Source organism: Prevotella nigrescens (assembly GCF_031191185.1).
GTDB lineage: Bacteria > Bacteroidota > Bacteroidia > Bacteroidales > Bacteroidaceae > Prevotella > Prevotella nigrescens.
Genome location: NZ_CP133465.1, coordinates 1,847,514 through 1,866,410, shown reverse-complemented (window position 1 = coordinate 1,866,410; position 18,897 = coordinate 1,847,514). Strand labels below are relative to the sequence as shown.

Here is an 18,897-nt window from a genome sequence, read left to right as displayed (position 1 = left end):
TATAGATAGCTTATAAGCTTTTTATAGATAGCTTATAAGCTTTTTATAGATAGCTTATAAGCTTTCTTCAATTAATTAAGTCTCTTCCTGCACGAACTTAATAGTGTTTTGATACTAACTGATGCAAGAAACATCGGTTTAATGAGAGATAATTTAGAGAGACAGCCTAAAAAGAAAAAGAGAATGTATCGGCTAAATACATTCTCTTTCAATAGAGTTTCTTAATTTGTTTACGCTGCTTTGTCTTTACCAGAAACCTTTGTTGCCGTGATAAAGTAGAGTATCAGAGCAATGTAAGCAACGAGTGCGAGAAGTTCAGAAAGGTGGTTTTGCCACCATTCGGCGTGGTCGAACTCGATGCCGAAGAACTTAATCAGCGCAGAAACAACACCCATCAGTGCACCGCCCGCAATGAAGCCCGATGCTATGAGCGTGCCCTTGTCGCCACGTAGCTTGTTAATTTGCTCGTCCTTGGAACGTGTTGTAACATACCAGTTCACCGCACCACCTATGATTAAAGGAATGTTTAGCTGAATAGGAATGAACATACCGAGCGAGAAAGCCAGTGCAGGCACTTTGCAACGGTCTAACACCAATGCAAGGACAGCACCTATACCGTAAAGAATCCAAGGCGCACCCTGTCCGCTCATCAATGGTTTTATAACGGCTGCCATAGCGTTTGCCTGCGGTGCAGCCAACTGTCCTGAATTGAAACCGTAGGTCTTGTCCAATACTATCATTACACCTGCAACGGTTGCTGCCGATACAATAGTGCCGAGGAACTTCCACGTTTCCTGCTTCTTAGGTGTGGTACCGAGCCAGTAACCAATCTTCAGGTCGGTGATAAACGAACCTGCCATCGACAAGGCGGTACATACTACACCACCGATCAGCAAAGCTGCCAACATACCCGAATTGCCTTTCAGTCCGACAGCTACCATAACTACGGAAGCCAAGATAAGCGTCATCAGTGTCATACCCGACACTGGGTTGGAACCGACAATGGCAATGGCATTTGCTGCAACCGTCGTGAAGAGGAAGGCAATCAGTGCCACGAGCACGATACCCACAACGGCGTGCATCAAGTTGAACTGCATTACGCCAAAGTAGAAGAACAAGAAGGTTATCACCAAAGTTGTAATACTGCCGAAAGCAATTATCTTAAACGAAATGTCGCGTTGTGTTCTTATCGCTTCTTCTTGGCTTGCGCCTTTGCCTTTCATTTCTCTTGAAGCCAAGCTGACAGCACTTTTGATGATGCCCCACGACTTTACGATACCGATAACGCCCGACATTGCAATACCGCCGATACCGATAGAACGAGCGTAGTTCTTGAAAATCTCTTCTGCCGACATACTGCCCACCGTAACAACCACGCTTGGGTCCCATTGGTTCAGCACGGTATCGGGGAACAGGAGAGCCATTCCGGGAACTATCAACCACCACACTGCGAGCGAGCCCATACAGATAATGAAGGCATATTTCAGACCGATGATGTAACCCAGACCTAAGATAGCCGCACCTGTATTTACCTTGAATACGAGTTTTGCCTTGTCGGCTATGGATTCGCCAAAGCCAATCATACGGCTTGTAACGGTTTCGTTCCACCAGCCGAACGTAGCCACGCTGAAGTCGTAAAGACCACCTACAAGACCCGCAAGCAACAATGGCTTCGCCTGACTGCCACCTTTCTCGCCGCTCACAAGCACCTGTGTCGTAGCCGTAGCTTCAGGGAAGGGGTATTTGCCGTGCTGTTCCTTAACGAAATACTTACGGAACGGGATTAAGAAAAGAATACCCAAGATGCCGCCCAACGCTGCTGCAATGAATATTTGGAAGAAGTCGGCTTGCAATTCGAGCATATAAATGGCAGGCATAACGAAGATACCGCCTGCAACAACTGCGCCCGAGCAAGCTCCGATGCTCTGAATGATGACGTTTTCGCCCAGCGCATTCTTGCGTTTGGTAGCCGACGACATACCAATGGCAATGATGGCAATCGGTATGGCAGCCTCGAATACCTGTCCGACTTTAAGTCCTAAGTAGGCAGCCGCTGCCGAAAACAGCACCACCATTACCAATCCCCAAGTTACAGACCACGTACTTACTTCTGGATAAACCTTGTTCGGGCTCATCACGGGTTGATATTCCTCGCCCTCTTTCAGTTCTCGGAAGGCGTTTTCAGGAAGTTCAATGTTTTGTTTTTCTTTATTTTCCATATCCTTAGTTGTATGTTATTCTAAAGGTAAAGTTTCGTTTCGATTTTGCAAATTTCGGTTTAATGCAGTCGCAAAGATAAGTAAAAAATAGCAAAGGCTGTATTAGTTGTCAATAAAAAATGCAATAATTATTGAGCTGTGTATTTGTTTTTGCGTTTTTTTATGTAAGTTTGTGGTATGAAAGAAATAGAACCGATAGCTTATTTTCGTTCTCCGTTTACCACAAAGTTTGGTATTCCGCGCCAAAGCGGATTGGTAAGCGAGTTGAGAGGACGCATTGTTTTTGAACCGAAATTCAGCAGTGAAGATGCCTTGCGTGGCTTGGAAGGTTTCGATTATGTTTGGTTGATATGGGGTTTCTCGGCGAACGAACCTGTTGGAGGTAAGAAGTGGAATGAGGACGACAGCCTTATGGTGCGTCCGCCACGTTTGGGAGGCAACGAAAGGGTAGGGGTGTTTGCTTCACGTTCGCCTTTCCGCCCGAACGGTTTGGGCTTGTCATCGGTGCGCATAGTAAATATTGGCAAAGATGGTGTCATAGAAGTTTCGGGAGCAGACCTTATGGACGGAACGCCTATCTACGATGTCAAGCCTTATTTGCCATACGCCGATGCACACATAGAAGCACGTGGTGGATATACCGATTCAAGCATTTGGCAATCTTTAGATGTAGAATTGCCCGATAACATAGGCGATTTCTTCAATCAGAACGAAATAAAGGCATTATCGGAAGTGCTTGCCCAAGACCCACGTCCACACTATCAGCACGATGCCAATCGTGTTTACGGCATGGCGTTTGGAAACAAAGATGTCCGCTTTCGGGTAGAAAACGGACGTTGTATAGTTCTGGAAGTGATAGTGTAACCACTTCTTTGTGTTGCGCTATTCGTTATTTCACCTCTATTTTCTCTACATGTGGCTTCGCGACAGTAGGCGCAATAGGTGTAACGTCGGGTGCAGTGTTGCCGTCGTCTGGGTTGGAAGGCACAGTTACAGGAGACGCTTCTTCGTCTTGTTTTTGTTCTTTGTTCCTGCTGTTATTCTTGTTTCGTTTCCCCCGAATGCTGTTCAGCACTTTCTCTGCTTGCTTCGCTTCCTCTTTATCTAACGAATCCTTGTCAAGCGTACCAAGTGCAATCGTATCGATCTTAACTGTATTTTTCTCAGCCAAATTAGAGTCTGGCTCTATCGAAGTAAGCGTATATTTAGGGTCGTGCATGTGGTTGAAATAGTAGAAAAAGCCATAACCTACAAGAAATACGGTGCCGATAACGATGAATACTACCAACCCACGACTAATGGTAGGTTCGTTGCAGTCGTCGTGTAAAGGTGCACCGCAATTAGGACATTGCTGTTCGTTTTCATTCACTTCCGTGTGGCAGTTCTTACATTTCATATTGTTCCTATTCTTTTATTCATTCTTTTTAAGTTTTCTTTCTGTTATACTAAAGTCTATGCAAAGTTGAATATTGCTCGTTTAGATAGTCGGAAACATCGCAAAGGTACGTTAATTTGCAGATTAATCAAAATAAAATGGAAGTTTTTAGGTATGTTCTTAGAATTTATGTATGGGATAAACGCCTAACAGTATCATTGTTTCTGTCTTGTTGTAGTTTGTGGAATATAAAACAAAACCGCCCTTCCTCTGTACGAGTAGGGCGGTCAATGTTTTAGAATATATGAGGACTCTATGTGTTATAGAGGTCAAAGGAGGCATAGAGCTTACCTATAATCATTAATTGTGGAATACCAATCCTTCTCCGAAGTCGTCGATGATGACAGGCTTTTCCCGACTTACGGTTTCTGCAAGGATTGCTTTACTGAGGTCGTTCAGCACGTAGTGTTGTATAGCTCGCTTCACAGGGCGGGCACCAAACTCTGGGTCGTAGCCTACCTTGGTAAGATAATCTACTGCGCTGTCGGTCCATTTCAGTGTAAATCCTTGTGGTGCAAGCATTGCTTCCACACGCTTAAGCTGCAAGGTTACAATCTGTGCTATCTCGCTTTGCGTGAGTGGGAGGAACATTATCGTTTCGTCGATGCGGTTCAGGAACTCCGGACGAATGGTCTGTTTCAGCATATCCATCACGGTGTTGCGTGCATTGTCGATAATCTCCTGTCGGTTGTTGTCCGTGAGTTTGGCAAATTCCTGCTGGATATATTGCGACCCAAGGTTAGACGTCATGATGATGATGGTGTTCTTGAAGTTTACCACACGTCCTTTATTATCGGTCAGCCGACCGTCGTCGAGCACTTGCAGCAGAATGTTGAACACGTCGGGGTGTGCCTTTTCTATTTCATCGAACAAAACTACAGAGTACGGCTTGCGTCGAACAGCCTCGGTCAATTGTCCACCTTCGTCGTAACCGACGTACCCCGGAGGCGCTCCGATGAGGCGCGATACGCTGAACTTTTCCTGATACTCGCTCATGTCTATACGCGTCATCATCGTCTCGTCGTTGAACAAGTATTCTGCCAATGCCTTTGCCAATTCGGTTTTACCAGTACCCGTTGTGCCGAGGAAGATGAAAGATGCGATAGGTTTCTTGGGGTCTTGCAAGCCTGCACGAGAACGTCTGACAGCATTGGCAACGGCACTGATAGCCTCGTCTTGTCCGATGACACGCTTGTGCAGCTCTTCCTCGAGGTGTAGCAGCTTGTCGCGTTCGCTTTGCAACATTCTTGTAACAGGAATTCCTGTCCATCGGCTTACCACCTCTGCAATGTCTTCGGCAGTAACCTCCTCTCTTATCATGGCTTCGCCGCCTTGTGTTGCTTGCAGCTGTTTCTGTATGTTCTTTATATCGTCTTCCAACGCTTTCAACCGTGAATAACGAATTTCAGCCACACGTTCGTAGTTGCCTTCGCGTTCTGCCCTGTCGGCTTCGAACTTCAAATGCTCAATCTCTTCCTTGTCTTGCTGTATTTTGTTCACCAAGTTTTTCTCGCCTTCCCACTTAGCCTTGAAACTCGTTTCCTGATCTTTCAGTTCGGCGATCTCCTTGTCCAACTGTGCAATCTTGTCGGTATCGTTTTCGCGCTTGATGGCTTCGCGCTCTATTTCCAGCTGTTTCAGCCGGCGCGTAATCTCGTCTAACTCTTCAGGAACCGAATCGCGCTCCATGCGAAGCTTTGCTGCGGCTTCGTCCATCAGGTCTATAGCCTTGTCGGGCAGAAATCTGTCAGAGATGTAACGTTCGGATAGTTTGACGGCAGCAATGCAGGCATCGTCCTGAATACGCACTTTATGGTGGTTCTCGTAGCGTTCTTTCAATCCACGAAGTATTGAAATGGCGTCTATCTCGCTCGGTTCGTCTACCATTACTGTTTGGAAACGACGTTCGAGTGCCTTGTCTTTCTCGAAGTACTTCTGATATTCGTTGAGCGTTGTCGCACCGATGGCACGCAGTTCGCCTCGTGCAAGGGCTGGCTTCAGAATGTTGGCAGCGTCCATTGCACCCTCTCCGCCACCTGCTCCGACGAGCGTGTGGATTTCGTCGATGAAGAGAATGATGTTGCCTTCAGCGTTGGTTACCTCTTTGACGACACCTTTCAGTCGTTCCTCGAACTCGCCTTTGTACTTCGCGCCTGCTACCAACGCACCCATATCCAACGAGTAGAGTTGCTTGTCTTTCAGGTTTTCTGGCACGTCGCCCCGTACTATACGTTCTGCCAAGCCTTCTACAATGGCGGTCTTACCCGTACCCGGTTCGCCGATAAGTATAGGATTGTTCTTCGTTCTTCGTGAAAGAATTTGCAATACGCGGCGTATTTCCTCGTCGCGACCTATTACTGGGTCGAGCTTTCCCGACCGAGCGTATTCAACCAAGTTGCGTGCATACTTTGATAAAGCCTGATAGTTCTCGTCGCCACTTTGGTTTTGTACTTTCGAACCTTGTCTTAGTTCCTTAATTGCTGCCCTCATTATTTCTTCGGTACAGCCTGCATCTTTTAGAATACGGCTTGCTGAAGAATTCACTTTTAGCAGAGCAAGCAACAAAGGCTCTATGCTCACGAACTCGTCGCCCATTTTCTGCGACTCGTCCATCGTTGTCTGTATTACTTTGTTGGCATCGGGAGAAAGATAAGGTTCGCCTCCTGACACCTTGGGCAAGTGGGTAATCTCGCTTTGCACTGCACTTTCTACTATTTGCAGATTAATGCCTGACTTATGGAAGAGGTAGTTCACTACGTCCTTTCCTTTCTCCATTATGCCGGCAAGAATGTGCAATGGCTCGATTACTTGTTGCCCATTGCGGCTTGCCAAGTCTATTGCGGCTTGGATAGCCTCTTGTGCTTTAATTGTAAATTTGTCTAATGTCATTGCTTTTTCCTTTTGTTTTTATGTTTATTCTTATAATATCAAATAATATTCCTAATTAAAAGGCTCTGCCAAATTGTCAGAATATCGAGGTCCTGTTGTTTATTTTGCCGCTATTTCTTTGTATTTTGAGATATTATTTATAATTTTACCGTCGGAAGATAGCCTCTTGTTGGAGGAACCGAAAGACTTTTAAAGGAATGCGACTTATGAATAAAGGTAAATCAACTTGTAAGTTTTTGAAAGATATTCGCCGGAGAATTGCCGATGCAAACGGTATTCGTTACGCTCCGAAAGAGTGCAATTATGAAGGCGAATGCAAGGGAACGTGCCCTGCATGCGAAGCAGAAGTGCGCTATTTAGAGGGTGAACTCAAACGAAAGCAACGCAATGGCTTTGCCGTAAAGGTGGGCGGAGTTGCAGCTGGCTTGTGTGTAATGGTTGTTCCTATACAAGATGTGGCTCATAACATAAAACAAGACAATTTTAAAAAGCCTGTTCCGCAAGTTAATGCTTTAGACAGTATTGCTGTAAAAGACCTTTCTGACGGAGCAGAAGATGCAATTGTGGTGCGTGCCCGTTTGATATTTGATGATGATAAAGAACCTATACCAGGAGCTTCAGTAATTCTTCAGGGCACAACCAAAGGGACGATAAGCGACATAGATGGTTATTTTGCAGTGAAAGTGCCTCGAGAAACAAATTTGAAAATATCGTTTGTTGGGTGTAAAGACAAGATGGTTAAGGCAAAAGACCTATTAGACGCGAGAAATAGAACCGTAGCTTTAGAAAACGATGAACTCGTTATGCAAGGCGAAATGCCCGCTGTAGGCGGAATAACAACAAGTCCACGCGATGATGTTTATAACCGTACAACACCCAAATACACGTCGCACAAGAAGAAATGCAAGAAGTAAAGGCACCCATAATCGGCATCGATAGCCACCGTTTAACCACCGATGGTGAGGGCGTAACTACTCTTGTGGCTTTCCACGGCTGTCCGTTGTATTGCAAATACTGTTTAAATCCGCAATGCTTGTCGCCCGATGGTGTGTTGAGAACCATTACACCGAGCGAACTTTACAGCGAGGTGGAGATAGACGACCTTTATTTCGTGGCAACTGGTGGAGGCATTTGCTTTGGTGGTGGCGAGCCTTTATTGCGCAGCGAGTTCATCGTTGAGTTTGCAAAAATAATGAATCCCGAGTGGAGCATCATATTGGAAACATCGTTGAACGTGCCTTTGAAGCAGTTGGAAATGGTTGCACCGCTTGTCAGGGAATTCATTGTCGATGTCAAAGATATGGACGAACAAACCTACAAAGCCTACACCATGCAAAGCAACAAGGTTGTAGCACACAACTTAAAGTGGCTTGTAGAAAACGGATATGCAGAGAAAACACTCGTTCGTTTACCCCTTATACCTTATTATAATACGGAGATTGCACAAGACGAAAGCAAACAACGAGTAGAAGATATGGGCTTCCATCGTTTCGATAAGTTTAGGTATAGCGTGAAACATGTGTGCAACGAACAATGCAGCAACAGCATAGGGGCATGATTTATCGTGTTCCTAATACCCTTTATTACAAGGCGACAGATTTCCAAAAGTGGCAATGTGGATATGCGAAAGATGATAAACCATACCCCTATTGCTTGCAGAATGGAACGTGAAAAATAGCATTAATTTTGTAAAGATAGTCCTGCCAAAAGATAATAGCTGCGTTTTGGTATTGCAAAAGAGGCTGTTTTGTAAGGTAAAACAGCCGTTTTCACCTCGCAAAACAACCTCTTTTAGACAGTCTTTTCTACTTGCTTGATTCTTAGTTTATTACAATCTGAAGTTTGTTTGTCAATATCTTGTGGTAGATAAACGATGTAATAAATTTAAGGATAATCTTCAATTGAGCCATCTAAAAATATCTTTACGATAAATATAGAACTGTATTTCATAAGAAAAAGGCATGATTATTTATTACTTTTTTTATAACTTTGCGACTGAATTAAAGTAATAGTGAATATTAATAAACACCTTTAGAGGGTATTTGAAGATGAGAAATGGCAAAAGCAAGACCTTTTATTAAATGGGTGGGTGGTAAAAGCCAACTTATCGAACAATTAGATGCACAACTTCCGGCTGACTTTAGCAGATGGAAGAATGTTACCTATATTGAACCTTTCGTAGGTGGTGGAGCTATGCTTTTCTACATGTTGCAACGGTATCCAAATATCAAGCATGCTGTAATTAATGATATTAACTCAGATTTAACGACTTGTTATCAGGTTGTTCGCGATACCCCCGAAGAACTTATAAAATCGCTTGGGCAGGTAGAAATCGCTTATTTATCGCTTGATACCGAAGAAGAACGCAAGGCGTTCTTTATGGCTGCGCGTGCTCGATACAATCAAAAAAATCTGGATTCGATAGAGAATACAACTATGTTTTTCTTTTTGAATCGCACTTGTTTCAATGGTCTTTACAGGGTAAATAAGAAAGGTTTGTTTAATGTTCCCTTTGGAAAATACGCCAATCCAACTATTTGCGATCCTGATACCATACGCAAAGACAGTACTTTACTTCAGCGTGTAGAGATTTTGACAGGCGATTTTGAAGCAACATTTACCCATGCTCATGGCGATACATTCTTTTATTTCGATCCTCCCTATCGCCCGTTGAGCGATACTTCGAGTTTTAATAATTATACCAAAGAGGCATTCAATGATGATGCGCAAGCTCGTCTGAAGGAATTTTGCGATAGGATTGATGCAGCTGGCTATAAGTTCATGCTCAGTAATTCTGATTGTAAAGGAAAGGACGAAACCGACAATTTCTTCGATGTTCTTTATGGTGCATATAAGATTGAGCGGGTCTGGGCTGCCCGAAGCATTAACTCTAATTCGCAGAAAAGAGGTAAACTGACAGAGATATTGGTGCATAACTATTTAAATACCAAGGCTAATGCTTATGCAGACAACTTTATGTTAGAACCTGAATATGTGGCGGAAAGAGATGCGACAAACAACTATGGTTTAAAGAAAGCACTATCTTCATAACGAAAACTATGGAAAAGAACTTTGAACAATTCATGTCTCAACTTCAAGAGACAAACCAAACATTGAATTTCTTCTGCGATTTCAAAAAGATTTCCAATAATGTTGATAATATCAAGTTGAGCCTTTGTATGTTGAACAGCCTTATTGGTACGACCGACCTTCGCAAGAGCGTAGAAGCAATTTGGCATCGTGATAAAACAGCTTTCAGCATTATGGACATTCTTATTGCAGTTCGCAGCAAAGGAGAAAGGAAAGTTCTAAATTCCAAGGGTGAATGTATTTTTCTTAATAGGCTGTTTGAAAGTGTTGATGGCGTAATTGAATACCTTGAAGGCACAGGTCTTGCTGAAATCTTTAGAGAGCGTAAAATCAAAGATTTGGTAGATTATGTATTTGGTATTGAGACTGGTCTTGATACCAATGCTCGCAAAAATAGAAGTGGAGTTGTAATGGAAAATGTGGTTGAAAAGATATTTTCAGACAACGATATAACTTATCGTAAGGAAGTCTATTCTACTGAATGGACTGACTTGCAGGCTGTACTTGGTGATGACGAGAAGCGTTTTGACTTTGTTATTGAAACTCTGGAAAAGACCTATCTCATTGAGGTTAATTTCTATAGTGGCGGTGGTTCTAAGCTTAACGAGGTTGCTCGTTCTTATTCAGATATAGCTCTGAAGATTAATTCTGTTGAAGGTTTCGAGTTCGTTTGGATTACTGATGGGGTCGGTTGGAGGTCTGCAAAGAATAAACTTCAAGAAGCCTACAGCATCATTCCAAGTGTTTATAATCTTACAAGTGTTTCTAATTTCATTGATTTGATTAAGTAAATCAAAGCTGTTTCAGAAGGTTTGGCTGATAAACTCTTGTCTTGTTTAGCGTATAGGGATATAAACAAAAACATAATAACCGCCTCGAAAAGATTTGTCGAGGCGGTTATTGTGTTTTAATCTCTTTGTTTTCTTAGTTTAATTGCTTTGGTTCTTTTTTGCTTTTCGTTTAGTTCCCTTAATCCAAAGGTAAACTCCGAGCACAATGAACGCAAGCAATATAAGCGTCATTTGCCAGGCGTATTTCTCTGGTTCAACCCAAAACTCTTTGAAAAAGTTGATGCGTCCGAGTATTTCCACGGGTGTCCAGAACACGATAACAGTAGCAATAGACATGCGAATGTTGGCTCCCCACGATGCCAAATGCAGCTGTCGTTTAAACATAAACAGCGAACCTATGAAGCAACCGAAGCCCACAAGGAAGGTTACAGGGTGGTGATCGCCCAAGAAACTCTTATCGTAGCAGAACATCAGTAGCAGATACAGTCCCCAAAGCATCATGATTGTTTCCATAAAAGTAACGATGCTGGTGTGGCGTGTCATGGGTTGTGCACAGATGGTGCGTTGTTTTTTGCCGAAACATTTGCGCTGAATCCATGTTATAAAGTCGCAACCGTTGCGTGTTGAGAATATATACATCACCATAATAGCTGCCCACATACCGAACGAAGCAGGCATAATCAAGTATTCGGGTTTGGTAACAACAACATTATTCTCTATTTCCGGTGGCACACCATAGCGACGGGCGTAGTACATAAACAAAAATTCCACCCACCCTGTCCAAAACAGCAAGCCACCGATGAAGCCCCAAAGGGTTTGTCGTGTGTCTCCTTTCACGAACACACCCACTATAACCATTATCAAACCAACAAGTCCTAACAAGAAGCCTGCAGTATGAACGGCACTTTCAGACATTGTCTTTTCCATGATAATCATAAGTGCATGCCCTAACGGCATTGAGAGAAGAACAAGCAGGAAAGAAGCGATTGTGCGCCAAGGGTATAACTTTTTAGTTTCCATTTCGATAGTTTTAAATGTTTGTTTTGAAATTATTATATATTGGGGACTATGTTAAGAGAAACGTAAATACAGTTTGAAATATTGTGAATATTTGCTTAATTCGGTTTTTTTTTCTTTTCTTTGCAAGAAGAATAGATAACAACAGGCAATGAATAATATGAAGAAAATACTCCTTTTGCAAGTACTTTTATTATTTGTATTGGGCAGTTTTGCACAGCGTCCCGACTACACGAAGATGTCGCCGCTGGTGCGTGAAGCTGCCACCGATGCCATTCGACAAAGCAGGCAGGTAAATTCGGTCAGTCCGAAGAAGTTTCAGCCCACTATCACTGCATTTGCAAAGTTTAGCAGCAATGCCGAGAATACGATAGAGAAGTACGGCTGTCGGCAGCTTGCAAAGGCAGACGATATATACATATTGTCTATTCCCCTGAACCAATTGGCAGGTCTTTCAAACGAAAGGAACGTATTGCGAATAGAAGCAGGCAATGGCAATAGGGTGCAAATGGACACTACCGTAACAATGGTGAATGCCTTGCCGGTGTACAGCGGACAAGGCTTGCCACAGGCATACACGGGTAAGGGTGTCGTGGTAGGAGTGCAAGACATTGGCTTCGACCTGACTCACCCAACTTTTTACAATGCCGATATGACGGAATACCGCATCAAAGCCCTTTGGGACCAACTGTCGAAAGACACGCAGGGCAGCACGTTGCCAGTGGGGCGCGACTACCGTGGTACGGCAGAACTATTGCAGATAGGGCATCCTTTAGACGGTCTTACGCAGACGCACGGCACACATACGGCAGGAATAGCAGCCGGAAGTGGGGCAGAAGGAGCGGGCAAGACAAGCCCATATCGTGGTATAGCCTACGAAGCAGATATTATTATGGTGGCAAATGCTGCAGGCGATAATATCGAACTCATCGACAAGGAAGACTATTACAAGTACACCTACGCCACCGATGCGTTGGGCTTTAAGTATATTTTCGACTATGCCGACAGCCAAGGCAAGCCCTGTGTGATTAACTTTAGCGAGGGTGGGCATCAGGATTTCCACGGTTACGACCAACTATACTACGAAATGCTCGACAAAATGACAGGTGCAGGGCATATCATCGTTGCTTCAGCAGGCAACGATGCCGATTGGATAAACTATGTGCACAAGCCCAAAGGCATTCCGAATATAGAATCGTTGTTGTGGGGAAACCGCGAAAGTGCCTACTTTACGGCTAAGACCGACAAGCCGTTCGTATTCCGAATGAAAGTTCCCGCCAACAGTCCTACCGCCCAAGTCGTTGAAATACCAATGGAGAAGGTGCTTGCTTGCAAAGACTCCTTGCTGATTGATTCCGTTAAGATAGGCAGTCAGATGTACGAATGGCGTGTTCTTGGCTATCCGTCAAGTTATAAAGCGGAAGACGTGGTTTACGATATTCGCCTTGCAAGTCGCCCTAATTTAGGATACGATGTGCCTGTTTCGATAGAATTTGCAAGTAGCGAAGCAACGATAGACCTTTATCGCATAAGGGGGTTCCTGCCACCACACGACCAAAATCCGATGTTAAAGATGGGCGATAATAGTTACAGCATTCACTCGCCGTCGAGTGCGCCAAGCGTTATTTCGGTAGGAGCAACGGCTTACAGACGAGGCTTTCTGAACTATTTAGGCGAATGGAAAGACTACGACAAAGGCACTGACGGACGGCGGACATCGTTCTCCGGTGTCGGTCCGACCATAGATGGGCGAACCAAACCCGATGTGATGGCACCGGGACAGAATGTCGTTTCGGCTTACAGCAGTTATTTCATAATGAATCCGAAGAATGCAGGAGCACCGTTGGCATCAGATGTAAAGCACTTTGAACACAATGGCAGAACCTATGCTTGGAACGCCAACAGCGGCACATCAATGTCGTCGCCGGTCGTCGCCGGTGCCATTGCCTTGTGGCTTCAGGCGTACCCTCGCCTTACACCGCAGGATTGCTTGGAGGTGTTTCGCAAGACGTGCACGCGTTACGACACGGCACTGGCCTATCCGAACAATTGGTATGGCTATGGCGAAATAAATGTATATGAAGGTCTGAAAGAGGTTTTGCAAATGGCTGCGGCAGGCATTACGCAACATGAAAGTATTCAACCGTCTGAGAGCGACAAGCGCATTTACCATCTTGACGGACGCTATGCGGGAACTTCCGAAGCCAAATTGCCACGTGGCATATACGTTCGCAATCATCAGAAGTTTGTAAAGCATTAAGCAACGCAAAATTCCTTTTATTTCTTTGCTGGTACGACGTTGTTTCAGCAAGATAAAAAGCGTCTTTTTCACGCACCGATTTTTTCCTCCTGACAAGTGTTGCCATGGAAGAGACAGAAACAACATATGCCAGGAAGATTTATCAATGGAAATTCTGGAAGCAGAAGAAAGAAGAATGAATAAAAACAAAGAAAGAACTTACACATTTTTTAGGACACTACTTTTTGTTCGGCTGTTATCTTAATATGGCATACATATTGTAAGTTTGTTGAAGATTAATAATGACAACAAAATAAAGAGAAGAGATTATGAAATTTGAAAAAGGAAAAATTTTCAATGCCAACGAATTGGTAGATTATACTGATGGTGGCGTAGTAAGCAAAGAGTTAATTCATAACAATGCTGGTAGCGTTACACTTTTTAGCTTCGACGCGGAGCAGGGACTTTCGCAACACACTGCACCTTTCGATGCGTTTATTCAGGTTATAGATGGAGAGATGGTACTCAATGTGGAGGGTACAGACAACCACATTAAGGCTGGAGAGAGCTTCATCATTCCAGCTGGTGCGCTCCATTCTGTGAAAGCTGAGCAACGCTTTAAGATGATAATTACAATGGTGAGAGGATAAAACAGACTATTATTCTCAACAACGACTTAATGCAAAACAAGACTATCTTTTCAAGATGGTCTTGTTTTGCATTAACTGATATGTATTATTCTTTTCGTCCATATTGTTGTTATGCAGTTTAGCCGAAATCGATTATTATACCGTTTATCTACTATTTTTATATACTTTTCAAAGCCTCTCGAAGGGCGTTATAAAAACAGATATCTAATTCGTGCGTGACAGATATCTGAAACGAGCGTGTTAGATATCTAATTTGTGGGTTTGAGATATCTAATCTTTTATGTGGTGAAGACACTTCGTTACGTCTTAATACTTATATCCTACAGACTTGGTTTTATATTTAATTCTTTCTGTCTTACTTACTTAATACCCAAGTCTTAAGAACAACAGCCTGATTGCAAGTTTCGTCCTTGGCTCCATACAGCAATGTTACGTTGCCTGTTTTAAGAAGCTTTTTAACATGTTGTGCAAAATTTGCTGCATCTGGGTTGTTGTCTAATTCTATACGATACTTTCTCTCGAATTCGGGAAAGTTCTCTTCCTTGTGTCCGAACCATTCACGAAGCTCTGTTGAAGGTGCTACAGTCTTGTCCCACTCATCGAGACTCGCCTTTACTTTTGAAATTCCTCGTGGCCACAAACGGTCGATGAGGAGCCGATAACCATCATCTTCCTCTGGTGAAAGATAAATACGCTTAATTCTTAATTCATTCATTTGTTTCATTTATTTCATTATCCTCTTCTAACCTAAGATGCTGACGTCTCTTCTTAGGCTTCTTTGTGTCTTTGTTTTTCTTGTTACGATTCTTACGTGGTCTGTAGTAGCCCGTCCAGAGACACCATGCAATCGCCAGACCAATAATTGCAATATAAAAGACATTACTGCCGTCTTTTATGAAAGTGTAGATACGCCCTGTATGGGTTTCGAGCGCAGCCATATGAAGCGACATCGGGAGATCTTTAAATTGGGCAGGCATCTTGGGATAGGTTGTTCCCTTGTAATAATCAATGAGAATGGGGCCTTTGAAATCGTTGCTGAATCCTGCCATCGTTATGTCCTTGTCGATTGGTAGGACTCTTGGTGCACCTTCTTGAGCATCACGATTCCATAAATATAGACCGTTGAACGACCCGATGAGCCACTGACCTGTTTTTACCTGATAGAATGATGACAAGCCCATAAAGCTAACCTTTGGTGTACCATTCACTGGTCGTGGAGTTGAGAAGAGATCCTGTAGGACATAGAAGCCATTAGAAGTATAGATGAGCCAATCTTTCTTGGCGAAATCGTAGCGGACAGCACGCAGTTGGTCGTTCCACGGATTATCGCAACTTTGCACTGAAAGAGGCAGCGCAGGTACACGACCTTTAACAATAGCAATCATTGCAGGCGGACGCAGAAACCAGCCTGTTATTGTTACAAACAAGGTGAGCACAATGGTTATTCTGCCTATGCGTCGATGTATCCAATATAACGTTTTTAGCTGTGTTCTGCTTGCACGAGATTTACGGGCAATAAAAAACCAGACACCAGAAATGCTAAGAATTATCAAAACAATGGCAACTGCATCGCCTATTATCTTGCCGATAGTACCAAAGAGCGCACCACTATGTATCAGCCATATTGTACGCAAAAGCGACACTTTCCCATCATAGTCGGTACCTGCCCGAAGCTGTATTTGCCTAAAAGGTTTGTCCGTATTGGGAGATAACCAAAGATGATTACGAGATGCCACCACTACAGAATCACCACGAGAAGTAACATCAGTTAATCGTGTATCAAGACCGTCCAGTTCGACAGTCTCCCACACATTACTATTCTCCAGATGAAACAGCTGGAAGTTTCCCACAGCCCATATATCACCCGAACGAGTACGCGTTACATTCCGTATATTGCGCATCTCAACTCCAGAGGGCATTCCTTTATTAAAGTCTCGTATGTTCGACCCAAGGCTGTCGGTAAGAAAGAAACCATTTTCACCATATATAATAACACTGTCTCCTTTCGCAATCGTACCTCGCATCAGACCTTGATTCCAGTTCTTATATTCATAAGTGTTGGGCATAAGCGAGCGAGAGACATTTATACTCGAGAATAACTCGTGGTGATTTAAAATAATACCCGAGACACAAAAACCTATGAGGAACAGACAAAGTATTAGTCCGAACCAACGATGCATTTTTTTCATTTAGTCTTATACTTGCTTTGAACTTAATCAGCAAAAATACGAATGTTGCTTTACTCAAGTGGTAACATTTGTTACCCAATTTGTTATTTTATGATATATTAATTGATTAAACGTTTTTTAAATAATTTAATCCTAATAAATAGGGATAAACTGTTGATGAGTTGTACTATTTTAACTATCTTTGCACGAAAAGACTTTTATTTAGAATAATAGAATAAACATAATTACGATGAATTTGCGAAAGCTTACATCATGGTTTCCCGAGTTAAGTTACCGACAGAAAGTGGTATCGCTCATCTTGTCGGGTGTGATTGTGGGATTAGGAGGATTGTTTTTCTATCTTCTGCGAATGCAGACTTATCTTATAGGCGATGATCCCGCAGCTTGTGTAAACTGTCACATTATGACTCCTTACTACGCCACATGGGCGCATTCCAGTCATGGACGAGATGCAACGTGTAACGATTGCCATGTACCACATTCAAGCCTTGCTGCTAAATATCTATTTAAAGGTATGGACGGTATGAAGCACGTGGCTTATTTTGTTACGAAATCGGAACGACAGGCTATAATGGCTGAAGAGGCATCGGCAGAAGTTATAATGGATAATTGTATTCGCTGCCACAAAGAGCTCAATACAAGAGTAGTGCGCACTGGAAGAATAGACTATATGGAAGCACAACGTGGTGCAGGAAAAGCATGCTGGGACTGCCATCGTGAAGTTCCCCATGGGGGAATGAATACATTGAGCAGCACTCCGAATGCAGAAACTCAGACCCCTATTCCTTCTTCTCCAGTGCCACAGTGGTTACAAAATTTACTTGAAAAGAAATAAAATAAAACAATATGGCTAAACAATTAAAGAAATGGCAAGGATGGTTGCTCTTCGGCGGAGCAATGTTTATCATCTTCGTTCTCGGTATGCTCTGTTCTTCTATGTTGGAGCGTCGCGCAGAAGTTGCCTCAGTGTTTAATAACCGCCGAGTAGTGATGACCGATTCTATTGTAAGTCAGAATGAGAAGTTTGCTGAAGATTTCCCGAGGGAATACCAAACCTGGGCGATGACGGAAGACACTTCTTTCGTAAGTAAATATAATTCTTCACAAGAGGCTGATGTCTTGGAACAACGCCCGGAAATGGTAATCTTGTGGGCTGGTTATGCATTCTCTCGTGATTACAATACTCCTCGCGGGCATCGCCATGCTATTGAAGACTTACGCAAAATCTTGCGTACAGGTTCGCCTGGTGTAGATGGGCAAGACGACATGCAGCCTGGTACCTGTTGGACTTGTAAAGGTCCTGACGTTCCCCGCCTGATGCGCGAGAAGGGTAAGAATGCTTTCTATGCTGCAAAGTGGAGCAAGTGGGGAAATGAGATGATGAACACCGTTGGCTGTTCAGACTGTCATGATGCACGTACGATGGAACTGAAACCAGCTCGTCCTGCTCTCTATGAGGCATGGCAACGTGCCGGCAAAGATGTAAACAAAGCCAGTCATCAAGAAATGCGTTCGTTGGTTTGTGCACAGTGCCATACCGAGTATTACTTTGAAAAGGACAACGGTCAGTATCTTAAGTTTCCACAAGATAAGGGACTGACCTGCGAAGCAGCTGAAGAATATTACGACTCTATCGGCTTCTACGACTACATACACCCACTTTCTAAAACAAAGATCTTAAAGGCACAGCACCCTGGATACGAGCTCTTCAAGCAAGGTATTCACGGTCAGCGTGGTCTGAGTTGTGCTGACTGTCACATGCCTTACGTTCAAGAAGGTGGCGTGAAATATACAGACCACCATATTACTTCTCCATTGGCAAACATCAGCCGCACATGTCAGACTTGCCACCGTCAGAGTGAAGAGACACTAAGGCAGAATGTATATGAGCGTCAGGAGAAAGTGCTTCAGGTTCGCAACCGTGTGGAGAAAGAACTGTCTCGTGCACATATCGAAGCCAAGTTCGCTTGGGACAAGGGCGCTACTGCCAAAGAGATGGAGCCAGTATTAAAGGCATTGCGCAAGAGCCAATGGCGCTGGGATTACGCTGTAGCAAGTCATGGAGCCAGCTTCCATGCACCACAAGAGGTTACTCGTCTGCTCGCCATGTCTCTCGACTACGCACAGACTGCACGTGTTGAAATAGCTCGTATTCTTGCACGCCATGGTTACAGCAAGCCTGTTCCAATGCCAGACATTTCTACAAAGGAAAAGGCACAGTCTTACATTGGTCTCGACATGAAGAAACTTAAAGCTCAGAAGAAAGACTTCATCAACACCGTGGTTCCTAAATGGATTCAGGCAGCAAAGAAGCATGGACGCTTCATTACCAAACCAATGTAATGACAATAACTGGCAACAAGAATTGTTTACAGGAC

General features: G+C 43.6%; 15 protein-coding genes. 9 read left to right on the top strand and 6 right to left on the bottom strand.

Going from position 1 to position 18,897, the window contains the following annotated elements:
• Positions 1-230: 230 nt before the first annotated feature.
• On the bottom strand, positions 231-2,219 hold the full coding sequence (locus tag RDV52_RS10185) for an OPT family oligopeptide transporter (protein WP_004365652.1): 1,989 nt from the start codon (positions 2,217-2,219) through the stop codon (positions 231-233).
• Positions 2,220-2,396: 177 nt separating this feature from the next.
• Here RDV52_RS10185 and tsaA point away from each other — a divergent pair, with 177 nt between their 5' ends.
• Positions 2,397-3,083 (top strand): tRNA (N6-threonylcarbamoyladenosine(37)-N6)-methyltransferase TrmO, encoded by a 687-nt coding sequence (gene tsaA / locus RDV52_RS10180; RefSeq protein ID WP_004363309.1) that lies wholly within the window; start codon positions 2,397-2,399, stop codon positions 3,081-3,083.
• Positions 3,084-3,108: 25 nt separating this feature from the next.
• On the opposite strand, the gene RDV52_RS10175 is transcribed toward tsaA, so the two are convergent.
• Both RDV52_RS10175 and clpB read right to left on the bottom strand, forming a co-directional pair.
• The gene (locus RDV52_RS10175) at positions 3,109-3,615 is read right to left on the bottom strand and encodes a zinc-ribbon domain-containing protein (protein WP_004365653.1); all 507 of its coding nucleotides are present in this window, start codon (positions 3,613-3,615) and stop codon (positions 3,109-3,111) included.
• A gap of 339 nt (positions 3,616-3,954) precedes the next feature.
• On the bottom strand, positions 3,955-6,543 hold the full coding sequence (gene clpB / locus RDV52_RS10170) for an ATP-dependent chaperone ClpB (RefSeq protein ID WP_004365655.1): 2,589 nt from the start codon (positions 6,541-6,543) through the stop codon (positions 3,955-3,957).
• Between the two features lie 206 nt (positions 6,544-6,749).
• Here clpB and RDV52_RS10165 point away from each other — a divergent pair, with 206 nt between their 5' ends.
• The 4 genes from RDV52_RS10165 to RDV52_RS10150 all read left to right on the top strand — a co-directional run bounded on the left by RDV52_RS10165 (position 6,750) and on the right by RDV52_RS10150 (position 10,424).
• Positions 6,750-7,457, top strand: coding sequence for a carboxypeptidase-like regulatory domain-containing protein (locus RDV52_RS10165; protein WP_040556731.1), 708 nt, complete (start codon positions 6,750-6,752; stop codon positions 7,455-7,457).
• A complete protein-coding gene (locus RDV52_RS10160; protein WP_004365658.1) occupies positions 7,445-8,101 on the top strand; it encodes a radical SAM protein in 657 nt (218 codons plus the stop codon). Before RDV52_RS10165 ends, RDV52_RS10160 begins: the two co-directional genes overlap by 13 nt.
• Positions 8,102-8,598: 497 nt before the next feature.
• Complete coding sequence (locus RDV52_RS10155) at positions 8,599-9,594, top strand: DNA adenine methylase (RefSeq protein ID WP_004365659.1); 996 nt, start codon at positions 8,599-8,601, stop codon at positions 9,592-9,594.
• A gap of 8 nt (positions 9,595-9,602) precedes the next feature.
• The gene (locus tag RDV52_RS10150) at positions 9,603-10,424 is read left to right on the top strand and encodes a type II restriction endonuclease (RefSeq protein ID WP_004365660.1); all 822 of its coding nucleotides are present in this window, start codon (positions 9,603-9,605) and stop codon (positions 10,422-10,424) included.
• A 138-nt stretch (positions 10,425-10,562) separates the two neighbouring features.
• Here RDV52_RS10150 and RDV52_RS10145 read toward each other — a convergent pair whose 3' ends face one another.
• Entirely contained in the window at positions 10,563-11,444 is an 882-nt protein-coding gene (locus RDV52_RS10145) for a hypothetical protein (protein ID WP_004365661.1), read from the bottom strand.
• Positions 11,445-11,592: 148 nt separating this feature from the next.
• Between RDV52_RS10145 and RDV52_RS10140 the strand changes: the two genes are divergently transcribed.
• Positions 11,593-13,701, top strand: a complete 2,109-nt coding sequence (locus RDV52_RS10140; RefSeq protein WP_004365662.1) for a S8 family serine peptidase — start codon at positions 11,593-11,595, stop codon at positions 13,699-13,701.
• A 305-nt stretch (positions 13,702-14,006) separates the two neighbouring features.
• A complete protein-coding gene (locus tag RDV52_RS10135; RefSeq protein ID WP_172606459.1) occupies positions 14,007-14,330 on the top strand; it encodes a cupin domain-containing protein in 324 nt (107 codons plus the stop codon).
• 355 nt (positions 14,331-14,685) lie between these two features.
• Here the strand turns inward: RDV52_RS10135 and RDV52_RS10130 are convergent, their stop codons facing one another.
• Together RDV52_RS10130 and RDV52_RS10125 are read right to left on the bottom strand one after the other, a co-directional pair.
• Positions 14,686-15,045, bottom strand: a complete 360-nt coding sequence (locus RDV52_RS10130) for a DUF488 domain-containing protein (RefSeq protein WP_040556969.1) — start codon at positions 15,043-15,045, stop codon at positions 14,686-14,688.
• Positions 15,038-16,519 (bottom strand): PepSY-associated TM helix domain-containing protein, encoded by a 1,482-nt coding sequence (locus tag RDV52_RS10125; protein ID WP_004365664.1) that lies wholly within the window; start codon positions 16,517-16,519, stop codon positions 15,038-15,040. Before RDV52_RS10125 ends, RDV52_RS10130 begins: the two co-directional genes overlap by 8 nt.
• A gap of 229 nt (positions 16,520-16,748) precedes the next feature.
• On the opposite strand from RDV52_RS10125, the gene nrfH reads away from it, so the two are divergent.
• Positions 16,749-17,354, top strand: coding sequence for a cytochrome c nitrite reductase small subunit (gene nrfH, locus RDV52_RS10120; protein WP_004365665.1), 606 nt, complete (start codon positions 16,749-16,751; stop codon positions 17,352-17,354).
• Positions 17,355-17,365: 11 nt separating this feature from the next.
• Entirely contained in the window at positions 17,366-18,862 is a 1,497-nt protein-coding gene (gene nrfA, locus RDV52_RS10115) for an ammonia-forming cytochrome c nitrite reductase (RefSeq protein WP_004363040.1), read from the top strand.
• The last annotated feature ends 35 nt before the right edge of the window (positions 18,863-18,897 follow it).